General features: G+C 58.2%; 12 protein-coding genes. 3 read left to right on the top strand and 9 right to left on the bottom strand.

Annotation, left to right across the window (positions count from 1 at the left end; translation table 11 throughout):
* Positions 1-41 precede the first annotated feature (41 nt).
* Together ggt and PEL8287_RS12590 are read left to right on the top strand one after the other, a co-directional pair.
* Positions 42-1823, top strand: a complete 1782-nt coding sequence (gene ggt / locus PEL8287_RS12595; protein ID WP_139837792.1) for a gamma-glutamyltransferase — start codon at positions 42-44, stop codon at positions 1821-1823.
* Between the two features lie 202 nt (positions 1824-2025).
* Complete coding sequence (locus PEL8287_RS12590; protein WP_085892775.1) at positions 2026-4533, top strand: GcvT family protein; 2508 nt, start codon at positions 2026-2028, stop codon at positions 4531-4533.
* A 135-nt stretch (positions 4534-4668) separates the two neighbouring features.
* Here PEL8287_RS12590 and PEL8287_RS12585 read toward each other — a convergent pair whose 3' ends face one another.
* Together PEL8287_RS12585 and PEL8287_RS12580 are read right to left on the bottom strand one after the other, a co-directional pair.
* On the bottom strand, positions 4669-5454 hold the full coding sequence (locus tag PEL8287_RS12585) for a glycoside hydrolase family 25 protein (protein ID WP_085892774.1): 786 nt from the start codon (positions 5452-5454) through the stop codon (positions 4669-4671).
* Positions 5454-6119, bottom strand: coding sequence for a DUF938 domain-containing protein (locus PEL8287_RS12580; protein ID WP_085892773.1), 666 nt, complete (start codon positions 6117-6119; stop codon positions 5454-5456). The genes PEL8287_RS12585 and PEL8287_RS12580 overlap by 1 nt, the downstream gene beginning before the upstream one ends.
* Positions 6120-6295: 176 nt before the next feature.
* On the opposite strand from PEL8287_RS12580, the gene PEL8287_RS12575 reads away from it, so the two are divergent.
* Entirely contained in the window at positions 6296-6937 is a 642-nt protein-coding gene (locus PEL8287_RS12575; protein ID WP_176228639.1) for a Hint domain-containing protein, read from the top strand.
* A gap of 73 nt (positions 6938-7010) precedes the next feature.
* Here the strand turns inward: PEL8287_RS12575 and PEL8287_RS12570 are convergent, their stop codons facing one another.
* From PEL8287_RS12570 to xdhA, 7 genes are read right to left on the bottom strand one after another with little or no spacing between them, the layout of a single operon-like run.
* Complete coding sequence (locus PEL8287_RS12570; RefSeq protein ID WP_085892771.1) at positions 7011-8084, bottom strand: BMP family ABC transporter substrate-binding protein; 1074 nt, start codon at positions 8082-8084, stop codon at positions 7011-7013.
* Between the two features lie 37 nt (positions 8085-8121).
* The gene (locus tag PEL8287_RS12565; RefSeq protein ID WP_085892770.1) at positions 8122-9042 is read right to left on the bottom strand and encodes an ABC transporter permease; all 921 of its coding nucleotides are present in this window, start codon (positions 9040-9042) and stop codon (positions 8122-8124) included.
* Positions 9042-10124 (bottom strand): ABC transporter permease, encoded by a 1083-nt coding sequence (locus tag PEL8287_RS12560; RefSeq protein ID WP_085892769.1) that lies wholly within the window; start codon positions 10122-10124, stop codon positions 9042-9044. The genes PEL8287_RS12565 and PEL8287_RS12560 overlap by 1 nt, the downstream gene beginning before the upstream one ends.
* On the bottom strand, positions 10111-11634 hold the full coding sequence (locus PEL8287_RS12555) for an ABC transporter ATP-binding protein (RefSeq protein WP_085892768.1): 1524 nt from the start codon (positions 11632-11634) through the stop codon (positions 10111-10113). Before PEL8287_RS12555 ends, PEL8287_RS12560 begins: the two co-directional genes overlap by 14 nt.
* Entirely contained in the window at positions 11631-12572 is a 942-nt protein-coding gene (gene xdhC / locus PEL8287_RS12550) for a xanthine dehydrogenase accessory protein XdhC (protein WP_085892767.1), read from the bottom strand. The genes PEL8287_RS12555 and xdhC overlap by 4 nt, the downstream gene beginning before the upstream one ends.
* Complete coding sequence (gene xdhB, locus PEL8287_RS12545) at positions 12562-14853, bottom strand: xanthine dehydrogenase molybdopterin binding subunit (RefSeq protein WP_085892766.1); 2292 nt, start codon at positions 14851-14853, stop codon at positions 12562-12564. The genes xdhC and xdhB overlap by 11 nt, the downstream gene beginning before the upstream one ends.
* On the bottom strand, positions 14850-16226 hold the full coding sequence (xdhA, locus tag PEL8287_RS12540; RefSeq protein WP_085892765.1) for a xanthine dehydrogenase small subunit: 1377 nt from the start codon (positions 16224-16226) through the stop codon (positions 14850-14852). Before xdhA ends, xdhB begins: the two co-directional genes overlap by 4 nt.
* Positions 16227-16366: the final 140 nt, after the last annotated feature.

The raw sequence follows: 16366 nt of genomic DNA, 5'->3' as shown, positions 1-16366 counted from the left end.
CGTTGGTCATTGCTGCACAAAGGAATTGTGGGAGGCAAATCATGAGTGCATTGCGTTTGGTGATAGGTTTTCTGCTTTTAGCGGGGGGCGCCGTTGCGCAGGATGCAGCCGATGCTGTCGCGCCTGAAACTGGCGGTTCCGGTATTGTTTCGGTATCGCCTGAGCTTGCTGAAGCGCTAAAATCCAAATCATCAGGGCACCCGGTTGAGGCGAAAAACTGGATGGTGGCTGCGGCCAATCCCTTAGCGGTTGAGTCCGGTGCGAAGGTGTTGCGCGCGGGCGGAACAGCTGCTGACGCGATGATCGCAGTGCAAGCCGTGCTGGGGCTGGTTGAGCCACAAAGCTCGGGTCTGGGCGGTGGCGCATTTCTTGTCTGGTATGATGGTGCCACCGGAGAAATGACTACACTGGATGGTCGCGAAACTGCCCCGCTGGCCGCTACTCCTTTGTTGTTTCAGGATGATGCCGGTGAACCCCTGGCTTTCTTTGGCGCCGTTGTCGGCGGGCGCTCGGTGGGCGTGCCCGGAACGCCCGCGTTGTTGCAAAAGGCTCATGATCGGTGGGGGCGCGCGGACTGGGCCGATCTTTTTGCAGATGCGGTGTATCTGGCCGAACAGGGATTCGAAGTAAGCCCGCGACTGGCCAGTATGGTTGCGGCCGACCAAGAGCGGTTGTCACGATTCCAGAAAACCCGTGACTATTTCTTCGTAAACGGAAAGCCGCTGCAAGCGGGGCAATATCTCCGAAACCCCAGCTATGCAAACACATTGAGGGTTCTGGCCCGCGACGGAGCGGATGAATTTTATACCGGCGAAATCGCCCGTGATATCGTTGAGGCTGTTCAAGCTGTCGAAGAAAACCCTGGCGTCTTGAGTGAACTGGATTTGGCGATTTACACTATCAAGGAACGTACTCCGGTTTGCGTGGATTACCGGGAGTTTGACGTTTGCGGAATGGGTCCGCCCTCGTCTGGTGCGTTGACTGTGGGGCAAATTCTGGGGCTTCTGAAAGGGTTCGACCTGAGCAATTCGGGCCCCGAAGATCCGGTCACCTGGCGGCTGATTGGGGATGCCAGCCGGTTGGCCTTTGCTGACCGTGGACGCTATATGGCAGACAGCGATTTTGTACCGGTGCCGACAAAAGGTTTGGTCGAAAACGACTATTTGTCGAAACGGGCCGAGCTGCTGGCAGGGGATGATGCGCTGCCCGAGGTTACCCCTGGCAATCCCGAATTCGATCACACCCTGAATTGGGCGGATGATACGGCAATCGAATTCCCTTCGACTTCTCATATTTCAATCGTGGACCAATATGGCAATGCCTTATCCATGACCACGACGATCGAGAACGGATTCGGATCAAGGCTTATGGTGCGAGGCTTTTTGCTGAACAACGAACTTACGGATTTTTCTTTTCGCAGCCACGTCAGTGGTGTGCCGATTGCGAACCGGGTCGAGCCGGGCAAGCGGCCGCGATCGTCAATGTCGCCGACGATTGTGACAAGGGATGGTAAACCAGTTCTGGTCGTGGGCAGTCCGGGGGGAAGCCGGATCATAGGTTATGTTGCCAAGACGATCATTGCGCATCTGGACTGGAATATGAATGTGCAGCAGGCCGTAAGCTTGCCGCATCTTGTTAATCGCTTTGGCACCTATGACGTCGAGGCAGGCACTGCCGCTGAATCATTTACCAAACCACTTGAAGCGTTGGGGTATGAAGTCAATCAACGCGAATTAACCTCAGGTTTGCATGCGATTTCGATTGGTGAAACCCTGCTGGGCGGCGCCGATCCGCGTCGCGAAGGTGTGGCGTTCGGCGAATAGCACGCTGCGGCGCAGATGCCACCTGTTGCAGCGTGCGGCCCGCGCGCCGGTTCTGCAATTTCATGCAACGCGGCCCTGTTTCCAGACCCGCAATCCGGTGGTGACGTCGGTTTTGCGCGATCTAGCGTCGGCTAGGCTGCGCATAGCGTTGCAGGTTTGATAAATATCCTTCCAAAGCTTAGCACCAAGGGAGTCGCTGCAGATGAAAACCAATGTCAAAGCCCTCGTCGTCGGCGGTGGTGCCGTCGGCACCTCGATTGCTTATCATCTGGCCAAGGCTGGGTGGGACGATGTGATGCTGTTGGAGCGCGATGAACTGACAAGCGGGTCAACCTGGCACGCCGCAGGCCTGCTGCCTTTGTTCAACATGTCCTATGCGACCACCCATATCCACAAATACTCGGTCGATTTCTACAAGACGCTTGAGGAAGAAACCGGCCTGAATGCCGGGTTTGCTGTTGTGGGCAACCTGCGCATGGCCCAGACGAAAGAGCGGATGGACGAGTATATGCTTTATGCCTCCACCGCCGAAACCTGTGGTGTCCCTTACGAATGGCTGACCCCCGATGAGATCAAGGCGCGCTGGCCGCTGATCAACACCGAAGACCTTGAAGGCGCAATTTACCACAACACCGACGGCTATATTAACCCCGCCGATGTCACTCAAGCGATGGCCAAGGGCGCGCGCCAGCGTGGTGTCATGATCGAGCGCAAATGGCAGGCGGACGCGTTTCACTGGAACGGCAGCCATTGGGAGGTGACCTGTACCAAAATGATCGAGAAGGGCGGCAACCTTGTGCCCGGCGACGAACAGATCGTCATCACCGCCAAGCATGTTGTCACCGCCTCTGGCAACCACGCTCAGACCACGGCGAAAAAGCTTGGCATCAAGATCCCCGCGATCCCGGTCGAGCATCAGTTCATCGTGATGGACAAAGACCCGGCATTGGTCGAATACCGTGCGAATGGCGGCAAAGAACACCCGGTAATCCGCGATGCCGACGCACAATCCTACGTCCGCGAAGAGCGCGGCGGCTGGATTTTGGGCGTTTATGAGAAGAACGCCCCGGCCTGCTTTGAATACGGCGTGCCCGACAGCTTCCGCGCCGACCTCTTTCCGCTCGATCTTGAGCGGATCGAAGAGCAGTACATGGCGATGATCCACCGCATTCCGTCCTGCGAAGACTCCGGCCTCAAGGACGATTTCAACGGGCCGATCTGTTACACGCCCGACGGCAACCCGCTGGTTGGCCCGGCGCCGGGGCTGCGCAACATGTGGCTGGCCGAAGGCTTCAGCTTTGGTATTACCGCCGCGGGTGGTACGGGGTACTTTCTGGCGCAGTTGATGGTGAATGGCGAGGCCGAAATCGACATGGCCTCACTAGACCCTAAACGCTATTCGTCGAACTGGATGACCACCGAATTTGCCGCGCGCAAGAACGAAGAATGCTACGATCACGTCTATATCCTGCACCACCCGGATGAAGAGCGCCCCGCTTGCCGTCCGCTTCGTACGGTGCCGGCCTATGACCGCCAGAAAGCACGCGGCGCGCAGTTCGGCTTCGTGAATGGCTGGGAGCGGCCCAACTATTTCGGCCCGCTTGATGCACCCGAGAATTTCGACCACGATGCCCGCAGCTTCCGGCGCGGCGGCTGGTGGCAACATGCGGTGGAAGAGGCCAAAGCGATCCGCGAAGGCGTTGGCCTTATTGATGCCTCGGCCTTTACCAAGCACGTGGTCAAGGGGCCCGGTGCAACAGCATTCCTGGATTGGTTCACTTGTAACAAGCTGCCCAAAGTCGGGCGCATCAACCTGACCTATGCGCTGACCGATCACGGCACCACACGCACCGAATACACCATCGTGCGCAATGGCGAAGACAACTATTACCTCGTCAGCGCCGGTGCCTGGACAGAATATGACGCTGATTATTTGCGCAAGGCAGCCGAGGATAAGGCAAAGGATTTCGGTTATATCGAAATTCAGGACGTCACCACGCAATGGGGCGTTTTCGCCATCGCTGGGCCGAAATCGCGCGATGTCCTGAAAGAGGTCATCAAGGATGCCGATCCGGAAACGGCGCTTTCGAACAAGCGCTTCCCGTGGCTGACCGCGCGCAAGATCGAGCTGGGCATGTGTCCGGTCAACGCCATTCGCGTGGCCTATACCGGCGAATTGGGCTGGGAATTGCACCACCCGATCGAGATGCAGAATTACCTGTTCGATCTGCTCGAAAAGGCCGGTGAAAAACACGGTATGAAACTGGTTGGCGCACGGGCACAGAACTGGTTGCGGCAGGAAAAATCCTATCGTGCCTTTGGCAACGAGTTGGGACGCGATGCCACGCCACTTGAAGCTGACCTGCCGCGGTTTGTTGATCTTGAGAAAGATTTCCACGGCAAGGCCAAGCTGGTAGAAACCGGTGTGCGGGTGAAATGCTGCACGCTTTTGATCGACGGGCCCGAGGATGCCGACCCGTGGGGCCGCGAGGTGCTTTATACCGCTGATGGTGAACGTGTCGGGCGCCTTACCTCGGGTGGCTATTCGGTGGCCTTTGGTAAGTCGATTGGGATGGCCTATGTCTGCCCCGAACTGGCCGAACCGGGCACAAAGCTGAAGGTTAAAATGCAGGATAAGCTATGGGATGCCGAGGTCACTGTCGACAGCCCTTACGATCCGAAAAACGAAGTCATCCGCAAGGACGGCTGAATTAGAAACCATCACCAGCAAGGGGCCAGCGGTAACGTTTGGCCCCTTTTTTGTGGAAAAAATTGTAAAATTAATGGGTTATGCCCGTTTCGCGATAAACCTATGATTCAGTTTTTTCTCGAAACGCTTTAGGTTTCAGCGCTGATGCTGTTCAAGCCACGCGTTCCAGCCGTCTTCGGTGCCTGCAAAAACGTTAATATCGACCTCTTCTGTGACGCCTGGAACAAGACCGGTGCCTGTATATTGCCAGAAGGTCCAGTGCTGTCCGGGGTAGATATTTTCGGGTGTTTTGGCTGTTGAGCGCAGCCAAAATTCAACGCCTGGCAGTTTGCCCATGTCATTCTGGCGGTAGAACTCTGGTGTGGTGTAGATGATGGGCTTCTGGCCATAGTGTTTTCCCACCATTGTCAGGAAAATGCGGGCCTGACGGCGCACCTCTTTGGCCGGGGGGCGTTTGGTGCAGGTTGGCGAAAAAGGGTTCCATTCCATATCCAGAACTGGCGGCAAGGCGCCCCGACGGCGCGGAACATTGCGGATGAACCAGCGGGCCTGTTCTTTGGCAGTGCGGCAGAAATAGTAGAAATGATAGGCCCCGCGCGGGATTCCGGCACGGTGTGCGCCCTTCCAATGGTCGCGGAACATGGGGTCAAAGAAATCGCCCCCCTCAGTGGCCTTCGCATAGGCGAATTTTACACCGGCGCGCTTGGCGGCGCGCCAGTTTATTGAACTCTGGAACCGGGCAACATCAATGCCGTGAACTGGATAACGCTCAGGTGAGCGACCGATCCACCTGACCGGCGAACTGTCGCCAAAGCTGCGGGGAATTGCAACGGCGGCCTCAGCAATCTGGGCCTGCGCGGGCAGAGCGAAGGCAAAAGTTGTCACAATAAGGTATATGGCGACATGGACAATCAGGCGCATCAAACAGTCTCCGCGGGGTGTTCAGCTATCAGGGTCAGATTGTTGGCGGGCATGTCAACCGTCGCGATCAAGCCTAAGCCGTTATCGGCCAGCCATTGCCGAACATCGTCCAAATCCTTGTAGCCGATCCCGGGGTCTTGGGCGATCAGGCTGGTGTGAAAACGCCTGTCGCCTTCGGATGTGGCATGGCCTGCCCGTAAAAAAGGCCCATACAGGATCAGCCGACCGGAAGGGGCCAGTGCTTTTGCGGCTTCGGCGATCAGAATCTGTGCCTCAGGCGTCGTTATCAGATGTAAAAGGTTTATCAGCACGATCAGGTTCTGGCCCGGAAACTGCGAGGCCCAGCCAGAGGTGCAGGCATCCAGGGATATGGCGGGGCGCAGGTTGGGCAGGCCTGCCTCGGCGGCCCATGCATCAATACTGGCGCGACGGACCGGGTCAGGCTCGCTGGGTTGCCAGTCAAGTTCGGGCATGGCTGCGGCGAAAGCAACGACATGCTGGCCAGTGCCGCTGGCAATTTCCAGGGCTTTGCCAGAACGAGGTACGTAGCACTGCAACAGATCGGTAATGGCCTGCGCATTGCGTGCCGCTGAAGGGGTGCTCAGGCGTGCACCGTCGAAAGTATGGGCGACTGAGGCGGAAGGTGGCAAGGCACGATCTGTCATCCAGTGAAAATGGCATGAGCTTGGAAAAGGGGAAAGGCCTGTCAGGGAATATTGCGGCAAACATGGTAAATGAAGGGGAAATTTTAGTGCTGTTCACGGTTACATCACTAATTCACCCAAGTTCCGGCACATTGTTTCAGAATATTCGATTCATAAAATCAGCGGAGGAGTGTGACATGGGGTTTGTTTCAGACACGGTTGTTGATGGTAAACTGGATCGACGTTACCTGACGGGTATATGTGGTGATGCGAATCTTCGAACGCCGCTTGGGCCCAGGCGGGTTGAGATGCTTAATCCCGGAGATATGGTTGTGACACGCGACCACGGCTTGCAGCCGGTCAGAATGATCTGGACCAGAACTGTATCGGCCTCTGACATGCAAAAACACCCGGATCTTGCCCCGATCCGACTGAAACCACGCGCGATCGGTCCGATGATGCCTAGCCGCGATCTGCGCATTGCCAGTGGCCACCGTGCCCTGATTCCGGGATATCTGATTGCGAATGTCCCCGATGACACTTCGTACCTGATGCGCGTCGATGCGGTGGCGTTGGCCAGTGATGCGGCCTATATGGATCGTGCGGCGGACACGGTGGTGTTTTACAATCTGGTCTTTGATCGGCACGAGGTATTCTGCGCCGAAGGGGTGCCCATCGAAAGCTTTCGTCCGTCGCCCAAGGCTATCAGCCTGCTGGATGTAGATGCGCGCGAAACTATCGTCGATCTCTTCCCTAATCTGGCCCGTAAACGCTGTGCCTACCCAAGCGCCAAACACCCGGTCGCGCGCGGGCGCTCGTACCGGGCGTGCCACGCCTAAGTCAGCCTGACCAAAGACAAAAAATAACCCCCACTTAATGCGGGGGTTATTTTGTGATTGTTGTGGAGGGGACTTAGTTCGGAATGTCGCCCTCAATACCTTCAACATAGAAATTCATGCCCGCCAGCGTGCCGTCATCGGCGGTTTCGCCCGCGGCCAGCCAGTCTGAGCCATCCTGTTTCTTTAAGGGTCCCGTAAAGGGGTGATTTGTGCCCGCGGCAATTGCATCTTTCAGGGCTAGTGCCTCGGCTTTTACATCCGCTGGGACCGCATCGGAAATTTCGCCGATCTTGACCATGCCGGCGCTGATGCCGTCCCATGTCATAACGCTTTGCCAGCTCCCGTCCATGACGGCCTGCGTGCGGGCGATATAATAGGGTGCCCAGTTGTCGATGATCGAGCTGACACGCGGGGCAGGGGCATATTCGGCCATGTCCGAGGCCTGGCCAAAGGTGATCACACCCTCCGCTTTTTCGGCTGCGGCTTGGGGGGCGGTTGAATCGGTATGTTGCAGAATTACGTCCGCGCCCTGTTCAATAAGGGCTGTGGCGGCATCCGCCTCTTTTGCCGGATCGAACCAGGTGTAGGCCCAGATGATCTTGAACTGGACATCAGGATTAGCCTTTTTGGCGTGGATATAGGCCGAGTTGATACCGCGGATAACTTCGGGGATCGGGAAGGATGCGATATAGCCAATGATATTCGATTTGGTCATGCGGCCCGCGATATGGCCCTGCACAGCGCGGCCTTCATAAAAACGCGCCGAGTAAGTCGACACGTTAGGCGCAGTCTTATAGCCGGTCGCGTGTTCAAATTTCACCTTGGGAAATTTACCTGCAACGCTCAGCGTCGGCTCCATATAACCAAAGGATGTGGTAAAGATCAGGTCTGCACCCTGCAGGGCCATCTGCGTGATCGCGCGTTCGGCATCGGCACCTTCTGGCACACTTTCCTGAAACACGGTTTCGACCTTGTCGCCGAAATGTTCCTCAACCGCCAGGCGGCCCTGATTGTGCTCATAGGTCCAGCCGCCGTCGCCAACGGGGCCCACGTAGATAAAGCCGACCTTGGTTTTGTCCTGGGCCATTGCGGAGGTTGCCAGCCCGACCGTCAGCGCTGCGGAGGCGAGGAATTTGGTTAGTTTCATGAGTGGAGTCTCCCTTAATTTTTTGATTGTTAGCGTGTTACTGCGTGGCGTGGAAGATGCGACCAAGCGATGCTGGCGCGCGGCTGCGGTCGGCTGACATGATGACCAGAACCAGAATAGTGATTAGGTAAGGCGACATCGACAGGTATTCCACCGGGATGGAAACCCCTGCCGCCTGCAGGTTCAGTTGCAGCACTGTGACCCCGCCGAACAGATAGGCCCCCAGCATCACGCGGCCTGCTTTCCAGCTGGCAAAAACGACCAGCGCCAAGGCAATCCAGCCCGCTCCGGCAGTCATGCCTTCGGTCCATTGGGGGACGCGGATCAGGCTGATATAGGCACCGCCAAGCCCAGCACAGGCGCCACCGAACAGAATGGCCATAACGCGAACGCGCACCACCTTATAGCCAAGTGCATGGGCGGCATCGTGGTTTTCACCGACCGCGCGCAGGACGAGGCCAATACGGGTGTATTTCAGCATGGCCCAGATTGCGGCGACCAGTGCCAGACCAAAATAGACCATCAGGTCATGGGAAAAAACCACGGGCCCAAGGAAGGGGATATCGCCAAGGATCGGGATATCCAGTTTGGCAGTGTGGGGCGGTTTGACGCCCACATAGCCCTGTCCCAGCAGGGAACTAAGCCCGAGACCAAAGAGCGTCAGCGCAAGACCGCTTGCCACCTGATTGGCCAGGGCGAATTGCGTCAGCAGGGCAAAGAGAAGTGACAGCAATGCGCCCCCCGCTGCCGCCGCGACAAAACCCCAAAAGGGCGATCCGGTTTCAACCGCCACGGCAAAGCCGCAGATCGCGCCGGTGATCATCATTCCCTCGACGCCAAGGTTCAGAACGCCCGAGCGTTCGACCACCAATTCGCCCAGGGCGGCAATCAGAATGGGAGTGGCCGCGACCATGAGAGAGGCTAGAAGGAGGACGGGATTGATCGAGGACAGGTCCATCAGGCGGTCTCCGCTTTGACAAATCGGATACGGTAGTTTGTCAACAAATCCACCGCCAACAGGAAGAACAACAACATCCCCTGAAACAGCTGAATGGCGGCGGCGGGCAGGCCAAGGTTGGATTGGGCGATCTCGCCGCCGATATATGTCAGCGCCATCAACAGCCCTGCCAGCATTATTCCCACCGGATGCAACCGGCCCAGAAAGGCCACGATGATGGCGGTGAATCCATAGCCCACGTTGAAATCAATGCTGATCTGTCCGGCGGGGCCCGAGACCTCGAACAGTCCGGCCAACCCGGCCAGCGCGCCAGACGTGCCAAGGCAGAACAGGATCAGAAGATTGGGTCTTACACCAGCAAAGCGTGCCGCGCGCGGGGCCTGTCCGGTCAGGCGGATGTGGTAGCCAAGGATATGTCGGTTCAGCAGGATATAGGCAAAGATTACCGCAATCAGCGCGGCGACAACACCCCAATGCATGCCGCTGCCAGTGATGATCTCGGCGTTATGACCGCTTGCGTATTGCTGGAAATTACGGCTGCCCGGAAAGCCGAACCCTTCGGGGTTTTTCAACAGGCCCAGTGACATCGAGGCCAATAGTTGTTCGGCCACATAAACCAGCATTAGTGAAACAAGAATTTCATTGGTGCCAAATCGGACCTGCAGAAAGGCCGGGATCATTGCCCAGGCCAACCCTCCTAACGCGCCCGCCAGAACCATCAGCGGGAAAATGAGCCAGGATTCAGCCGGGTAAAAGGCCAATCCCACAGCGGCGCCTGTGATCGCGCCGATGATATATTGCCCCTCGGCGCCGATGTTCCAGATGCCTGCACGAAAACCCAGCGAAAGCCCGATCGCGATCAGCACCAAAGGCGCGCCTTTCACCAGCAGTTGCGGGCGATAGTAGAACGAAAACTCACCGAAAAGGGGCTCCCAGAAAATGGTGGCGACGGCCTCAATCGGGTTTTTGCCGAGCAATGCAAACAAAGCGCTGCCCGCGATCATGGTGATGATCACGGCCAGCAGCGGTGTCAGATAGGTCCAGAGTTGCGAGGGTTGGGGCCGTTTTTCAAGCTTCAACATGGGCCACCTCCATTCCGTGTGCACCGCCCATCATCAGGCCGATTTCATCCACGCTCAGGCCCTGTGCCGGGCGGATATCTGACAGGCGACCTTCGTTCAGGGCGCAGAACCTGTCAGAGATTTCCATCAACTCGTCCAGGTCCTGACTGATGCAGATCACGGCGGTGCCATTTGCCGCCAGATCCAGCAGTGCCTGCCGGATTGAGGCGGCGGCGGCCGCGTCAACGCCCCATGTGGGTTGGTTCACGACCAGAACCTCGGGGTGTTGCAGCACCTCGCGACCGATAACGAACTTTTGCAGATTGCCGCCCGACAGCGCCCGCGCGGCCGTACCGGGCCCAGGGGTTCGGACATCGAACGTTTTGATGATCCGTTTGGCGAATTCTTCCGTGGCGGCCCATTTCAAAAAGCCGCGGTTCATCAGATTTTCACGCTTGGCGCCTGTCAACAGGGCGTTTTCGGTCAGGCTCATTTCAGGGGCCGCGGCGTGGCCCAAACGCTCTTCGGGGGCGGTCAGAAGGCCGCGATCGCGCCGGGCGGTGGGCCCAAGGTTGCCGATGGGCTGACCCATCAGGCGGATCGCTTCGTTGTCGGTTGTCAGTTCACCAGAAAGGGCGCCCCAAAGCTCATCCTGGCCGTTGCCAGCAACTCCGCCGATACCCAGGATTTCGCCCTTTTTTACGGTGAAATGGATATTTCTCAACGAGGTGCCAAATTCACCCGGTGACCCGAGGGACAGACCGGTAACATCCAGCGCCACATCCCCCAATTCGCGACCAGCGCGCGCCGGGGCTTCAAATGCACTGCCAACCATCAGTTCGGCCATTTCGCGGGCGGACGTATCACGCGGGATACAGGTGCCGACGTTCTTGCCAAGGCGCAGAATCGTGGCATGGTCACAAAGCGCGCGTATCTCTTCAAGCTTGTGCGAGATATATAGGATCGCGACGCCTTCGGAGGTCAGTTTACGCAGGGTTTCAAACAGGATTTCAACCTCTTGCGGGGTCAGGACGCTGGTTGGTTCATCCATGATCAACAGGCGCGGATCCTGCAGCAGGCAGCGGATGATTTCAACGCGCTGGCGTTCGCCTGCGGAAAGATCGCCCACTGTCCGGAAAGGATCGAGCGGCAGGCCATAGGCTTCCGAAACATCGCGGATACGTGTGGCCAGATCGCGCATGGGCGGAGGATTTTCCATCCCGAGCGCCACGTTTTCCGCGACGTTCAACGCGTCGAAAAGCGAAAAATGCTGAAAGACCATGGCAACACCAGCCGCGCGCGCGGCGCGTGGTTCGGTCGGCGCGAAAGGCGCTCCGCGCAATGTCATGGTGCCACTGTCGGGTTTGACCAGGCCATAGATCATCTTGACCAATGTCGATTTTCCAGCGCCGTTTTCACCCAGCAGGGCATGCACTTCACCCTCGGTAATCTCGAACGAGACATCGCTGTTGGCGATGACCCCGGGGTAGGCCTTGGTCAGCCCGGAAATTCTAAGCAATGTTTTCGTCACGCTATCTTCTCCTGCCCAAGCTGCTGAGGCGATCGTTCATTCAATAATGCTGCAGCAACACCCACTGCAATTGCCTGTGGGTGTTTTCCCAGGTCTGGATCCCCAATCGGGCATTGAATGCGCGCTATTTGTTCGCCTGCGTGACCAAGCAACGCCAGGCGTTTGCGAAAGCGGGCCCATTTGGTGGCCGAACCGATCAACCCGACGTGGCCAAAGCCATGTGCCAAAAGCTGGTGGCAAAGTTCAAGATCAAGCGCGTGAGAGTAGGTGAGAACCAGATGATTTGCGTCAACCGGGGCATGACGAACCAGACGTGCGGGGTCTTGTGCGGGCAGGGCGGTGACGTTGGGTGGGATTTCGTCAGGAAACCGGTCAGTAGCAGTATCCACCCACGTGATTTGCACCCACGGCAACGGCGCAAGTGTATGAACCAGCGCGCGGCCCACATGACCCGCCCCCCAGATCCACAGGGTTGTGGTCGGGGTCTCAAACGGTTCAATCATCCAGTCGCCGATCAGTTGCGGCATCGGGGGCACGCCTTGCGCACGGGTTGCGGCAAGAAGGCGTTTGACCTTGAAAGGCATATCGCCATGGCCGGCAACCAAACGGGCAAAGACCTGTTGCTGGGTGAGTGTTTTCAGCCGCTCGGCGTCGTAAATTTCTGTCAGAACGTCCACTGCACCGCCGCAGCATTGGCCCATTTCAGGACCAAGCGCGTGACGGCCAAGCTGGTTGGGGGCGGCCTGCAACCGTGCGGCGCGGGCAAGGTTGAATTCCAGGGTACCACCACCGATGGTGCCGGATTGTCCTGTCTCCCAGACAAGCATCGCCGCGCCAACTTCACGCGGCGTCGAGCCGTGTGTGGCGGCGACCACAACCCGGGCCACGCGGCCATGTTGCGCTACGGCGCGGGACAGGCTGTTCAGATCAAATCCCATCACGCACCTTTTGAACGGTATGCAATATCTGTTCGGCGGTGGCGGGCGCATCCAGCGCCGGATAACCCGGCCCGCAGGCGGCGACCGCATCCGATAGCGCAAGAAAGGCCGATATACCCAACATGAAAGGCGGCTCTCCCACCGCTTTGGAGCGATAGATCGTATCTTCGCGGTTTTCGCTGTCCCAAAGGGTGACGTTGAACACATCGGGCCGGTCGCCACAGGCCGGGATCTTGTAGGTCGATGGGGCGTGAGTGGTCAGGCGGCCCTTGTCGTCCCAGACCAGTTCCTCGGTTGTCAACCAGCCTGCGCCCTGAACATAGCCGCCTTCGATCTGTCCGATGTCCAGTGCCGGGTTCAGGCTGGCCCCTGCGTCATGCAGAATGTCGGTGCGCAGGATGCGGTTTTCGCCGGTCAGCGTATCAATTACCACCTCGGTCACGGCGGCGCCGTAGGCGAAATAAAAGAACGGGCGCCCATGGCCCTTGATCCTGTCCCAGGCGACTTTTGGCGTTTTGTAAAACCCCGTGGCACTAAGGCTGATGCGGTTTTCATAAGACAGTTTTGCGGCTTCGGCGAAAGTATAACTGTGATCGCCAAGGCAGACTTTACCATCGGCAAAGGTGACGTTTGATGCGTCCGATTGATGGTGTTTGGCCAGAAATTCAGCCATCCGGTCGCGTATCTTATCGCAAGCCGCCTTGACTGCCATACCATTGAGATCACTGCCGGAACTGGCGGCGGTGGCCGAGGTGTTGGGAACTTTGGAGGTATCAGTGGCGGTGATCTTGATCGCCTCCAGGGGTAGGCCAAAGCGGGCGGCGGCCACCTGTGCAACTTTCTGGAACAGGCCCTGGCCCATTTCTGTGCCACCGTGGTTCAGATGAACCGAGCCGTCTTGGTAGACATGTACCAACGCGCCCGCCTGATTGAGATGGGTAAGGGTAAAAGAGATGCCGAATTTGACGGGGGTCAGGGCGATGCCCTTTTTCAGCACCGGATTGACCGCGTTCCAGTCTATTACGGCCTGGCGACGGGTGTGGTAGTTGCTGTTTGTGACCAACGCGTCGGTCATCTCATGCAGGATGAAATCCTCAACGTCCTGCCCATAAGGTGTGGTGTCATGTGCCCGTGCTGTGGCGGCGGCGTAGAAATTGACTTTACGAACCTCAAGCGGGTCGGCGCCAAGATGGTGGGCGACATGGTCGATAACTCGTTCGATCCCGACCACTCCCTGTGGGCCACCAAATCCGCGATAGGCTGTGGCGGATTGGGTGTTGGTCTTCAGACGATGCGATTCGATGCGCGCGGCGGGCAGGTTATAGGCATTGTCGGCATGCAGCATAGCCCGATCCGCCACGGGCAAGGAAAGATCCTGCGCCCAGCCGCACCGAGCGTATTGGACAAATTCGACCCCCATCAGTTTTCCCGTATCATCAAAACCCGCGCGATAGGTGATGCGGAAATCATGCCGCTTGCCGGTAATCATCATATCGTCGTCGCGGTCATAGCGCATTTTGCAGGGCTGATCGGTCAGGCTGGCGGCGACGGCGCAGGCAATGGCCAGCGCATTCCCCTGACTTTCCTTGCCGCCAAACCCACCGCCCATACGGCGGGTTTCCACGCGGACGGCATTCATGGGCCGACCCAGGGCATGGGCGACCTTGTGCTGAATTTCGCTTGGATGCTGGGTGGATGAGTGCACCAGCATGTCGCCATCTTCCTGTGGGAGGGCCAAAGCGGCCTGACCTTCAAGATAGAAATGTTCCTGCCCGCCAATTTCAAAGGTTCCTTCGATCTGGTGGGGCGCATTGGTGATAGCTTGGGCCGCGTCGCCTTTGGAATAGGTGCGGGGGCCTTCTTCGAACCGGCTGTCGGCGGCCAAAGCGTCGTCGATGCTCAGGATCGCGGCGGTCTCTGCAATCCTGGCCGAGCCGAGACGCGCCGCTTTGCGGGCGGCAAGGTGGCTGGTCGCTACAACCAGAAACAGAGGCTGGCCCAGATAGTGAACCTCGCCCTTCGCCAGAAGCGGTTCATCATGAGCAGACGGAGAGCAGTCTGCATCATGCGGCAGATCGCCATCGGTCAGAACCGCTATCACGCCGGGTGCCGCGCGCACGGCAGAAAGGTCAATCGCGGTGATCCGGCCTGCGGCCACATCCGAAAGGCCAAAGGCCAGATGCAGACAGCGGGCAGGTGTTGGTATATCATCGACGTAGCGCGCCGTCCCGGTCACATGCAGGTGTGCGGCATCATGGGGCAGGGGCTGTGAGACGCTCATGGCTGGACCTCCAGCACGCTGACGGACCCACCCAGGTCTTCCAGATAGTAGCGCGTCAACATGTTGCGGGCGGTCTCTGACCGGTAGCTGGCCGAGGCACGCATGTCAGACATAGGCGTATAATCCAAACCCCACGCAGGCCAAGCGGCTGCGATAGTCTCTTTGGTCCAGGGCTGGCCGGTCAAGGCCGCTTCGACATGGGATGCGCGTTTGGGTGTACCCGCCATGCCGCCAAAGGCGATACGGGCAGAGGTTACCATGCCATCTTCGACTGTGATGTTGAAACAACCGCAGACGGCGGAAATATCCTGATCAAATCGTTTGCTGAGTTTGTAGCAGCGCAACCTGTCGGTCTGGCGCGGGATGGTAATGAATTCAACGAATTCGCCACGGCCGCGATCCTGTTTGCCATACTCGATAAAGAAATCCTCAAGCGGCAAAGTGCGGCGGGTATCGCCCAGACGCAACTGCAGCACGGCACCCAGGGCGATCAGCGCGGGAGGGCCATCGCCGATGGGAGAGCCGTTGGCAATATTGCCGCCAATGGTCGCGGCGCTGCGCACTTGAGCCGATCCATAGCGGCGGATCATGTCGGCAAAGCTGGGGTGCAGGTCTTGCATGGCCGCACCCAATCGATCGAGGGTGACAGCGGCGCCAATGCGGATTTCGTGATCGGTGCTCTGGATTTGCTGCAGGTCAGCGCAACGATGCAGGAATGCAGCGGGTGTGATATCCTGCAAGCGCTTGGTAACCCAAAGCCCCACGTCTGTGGCCCCGCCCACCAGTGTCGTGTCAGGGTTTTCCAGCAAAAGCGCGGCGAGCGCGTCGGAGGACCCCGGCAGCGCCGGGGCCGCCTCGGCGCCCGCGTCGCCCCTGAGGGTCTCCATGTCGTGAAGCATCCAGGGTGGGACAGGCTGATCGGCGGCGGATCTTGCCGCGCGAATGATCGGCGCATAGCCCGTGCAGCGGCAAAGATTACCCGCCAGTACCGTGTCGTGATCACTGTCGCCGTTAAGGTGTGCCACTGCCATCGAGACCACAAAACCAGGCGTGCAAAAGCCGCATTGTGAACCGTGGTTTTCGATCATCGCCTGTTGAACCGGGTGCAGCATGCCGTCAGGGCCGCTGATGCCTTCAACCGTGCGCACCGCTTTGCCGTGCAGTTGCGGCATTAGCAGGATGCAGGCGTTAAGTGCTTTTGTCCCCTGCGCGTCGCTGACCATAACCGTGCAGGCCCCGCAGTCGCCCTCGTTACAGCCTTCCTTGGTGCCGTTTAGATTGCGGCTTTCACGCAGCCAGTCCAATAGTGTTTGAGTGTCAGGAATATCACTTAGGTCCACCCATTCTCCGTTCAGAAGAAAGTGTATGTTCATGCAAATTTGCCCGCCACGATACCTATGCCTTTTTATGCTCCCCTCGATGTGGCGTAGAAAAGAGCAGGCTTTCCCTGCTTTCAGGCTATGCGGGCCCAAGTGGGTTTGGCAAGGGCGCAGTGAAGCGCGGTAACTGCAAT

It is taken from the genome of Roseovarius litorisediminis (genome assembly GCF_900172295.1).
Lineage (GTDB): Bacteria > Pseudomonadota > Alphaproteobacteria > Rhodobacterales > Rhodobacteraceae > Roseovarius > Roseovarius litorisediminis.
This window is presented reverse-complemented; position numbering and strand designations above follow the sequence as displayed.

Coding starts and splice junctions, on each gene's coding strand:
- ggt (WP_139837792.1), top strand. CDS start 42: ATGAGTGCATTGCGTTTGGTGATAGGTTTTCTGCTTTTAGCGGGGGGC.
- PEL8287_RS12590 (WP_085892775.1), top strand. CDS start 2,026: ATGAAAACCAATGTCAAAGCCCTCGTCGTCGGCGGTGGTGCCGTCGGC.
- PEL8287_RS12585 (WP_085892774.1), bottom strand. CDS start 5,454: ATGCGCCTGATTGTCCATGTCGCCATATACCTTATTGTGACAACTTTT.
- PEL8287_RS12580 (WP_085892773.1), bottom strand. CDS start 6,119: ATGACAGATCGTGCCTTGCCACCTTCCGCCTCAGTCGCCCATACTTTC.
- PEL8287_RS12575 (WP_176228639.1), top strand. CDS start 6,296: ATGGGGTTTGTTTCAGACACGGTTGTTGATGGTAAACTGGATCGACGT.
- PEL8287_RS12570 (WP_085892771.1), bottom strand. CDS start 8,084: ATGAAACTAACCAAATTCCTCGCCTCCGCAGCGCTGACGGTCGGGCTG.
- PEL8287_RS12565 (WP_085892770.1), bottom strand. CDS start 9,042: ATGGACCTGTCCTCGATCAATCCCGTCCTCCTTCTAGCCTCTCTCATG.
- PEL8287_RS12560 (WP_085892769.1), bottom strand. CDS start 10,124: ATGTTGAAGCTTGAAAAACGGCCCCAACCCTCGCAACTCTGGACCTAT.
- xdhC (WP_085892767.1), bottom strand. CDS start 12,572: ATGGGATTTGATCTGAACAGCCTGTCCCGCGCCGTAGCGCAACATGGC.
- xdhB (WP_085892766.1), bottom strand. CDS start 14,853: ATGAGCGTCTCACAGCCCCTGCCCCATGATGCCGCACACCTGCATGTG.
- xdhA (WP_085892765.1), bottom strand. CDS start 16,226: ATGAACATACACTTTCTTCTGAACGGAGAATGGGTGGACCTAAGTGAT.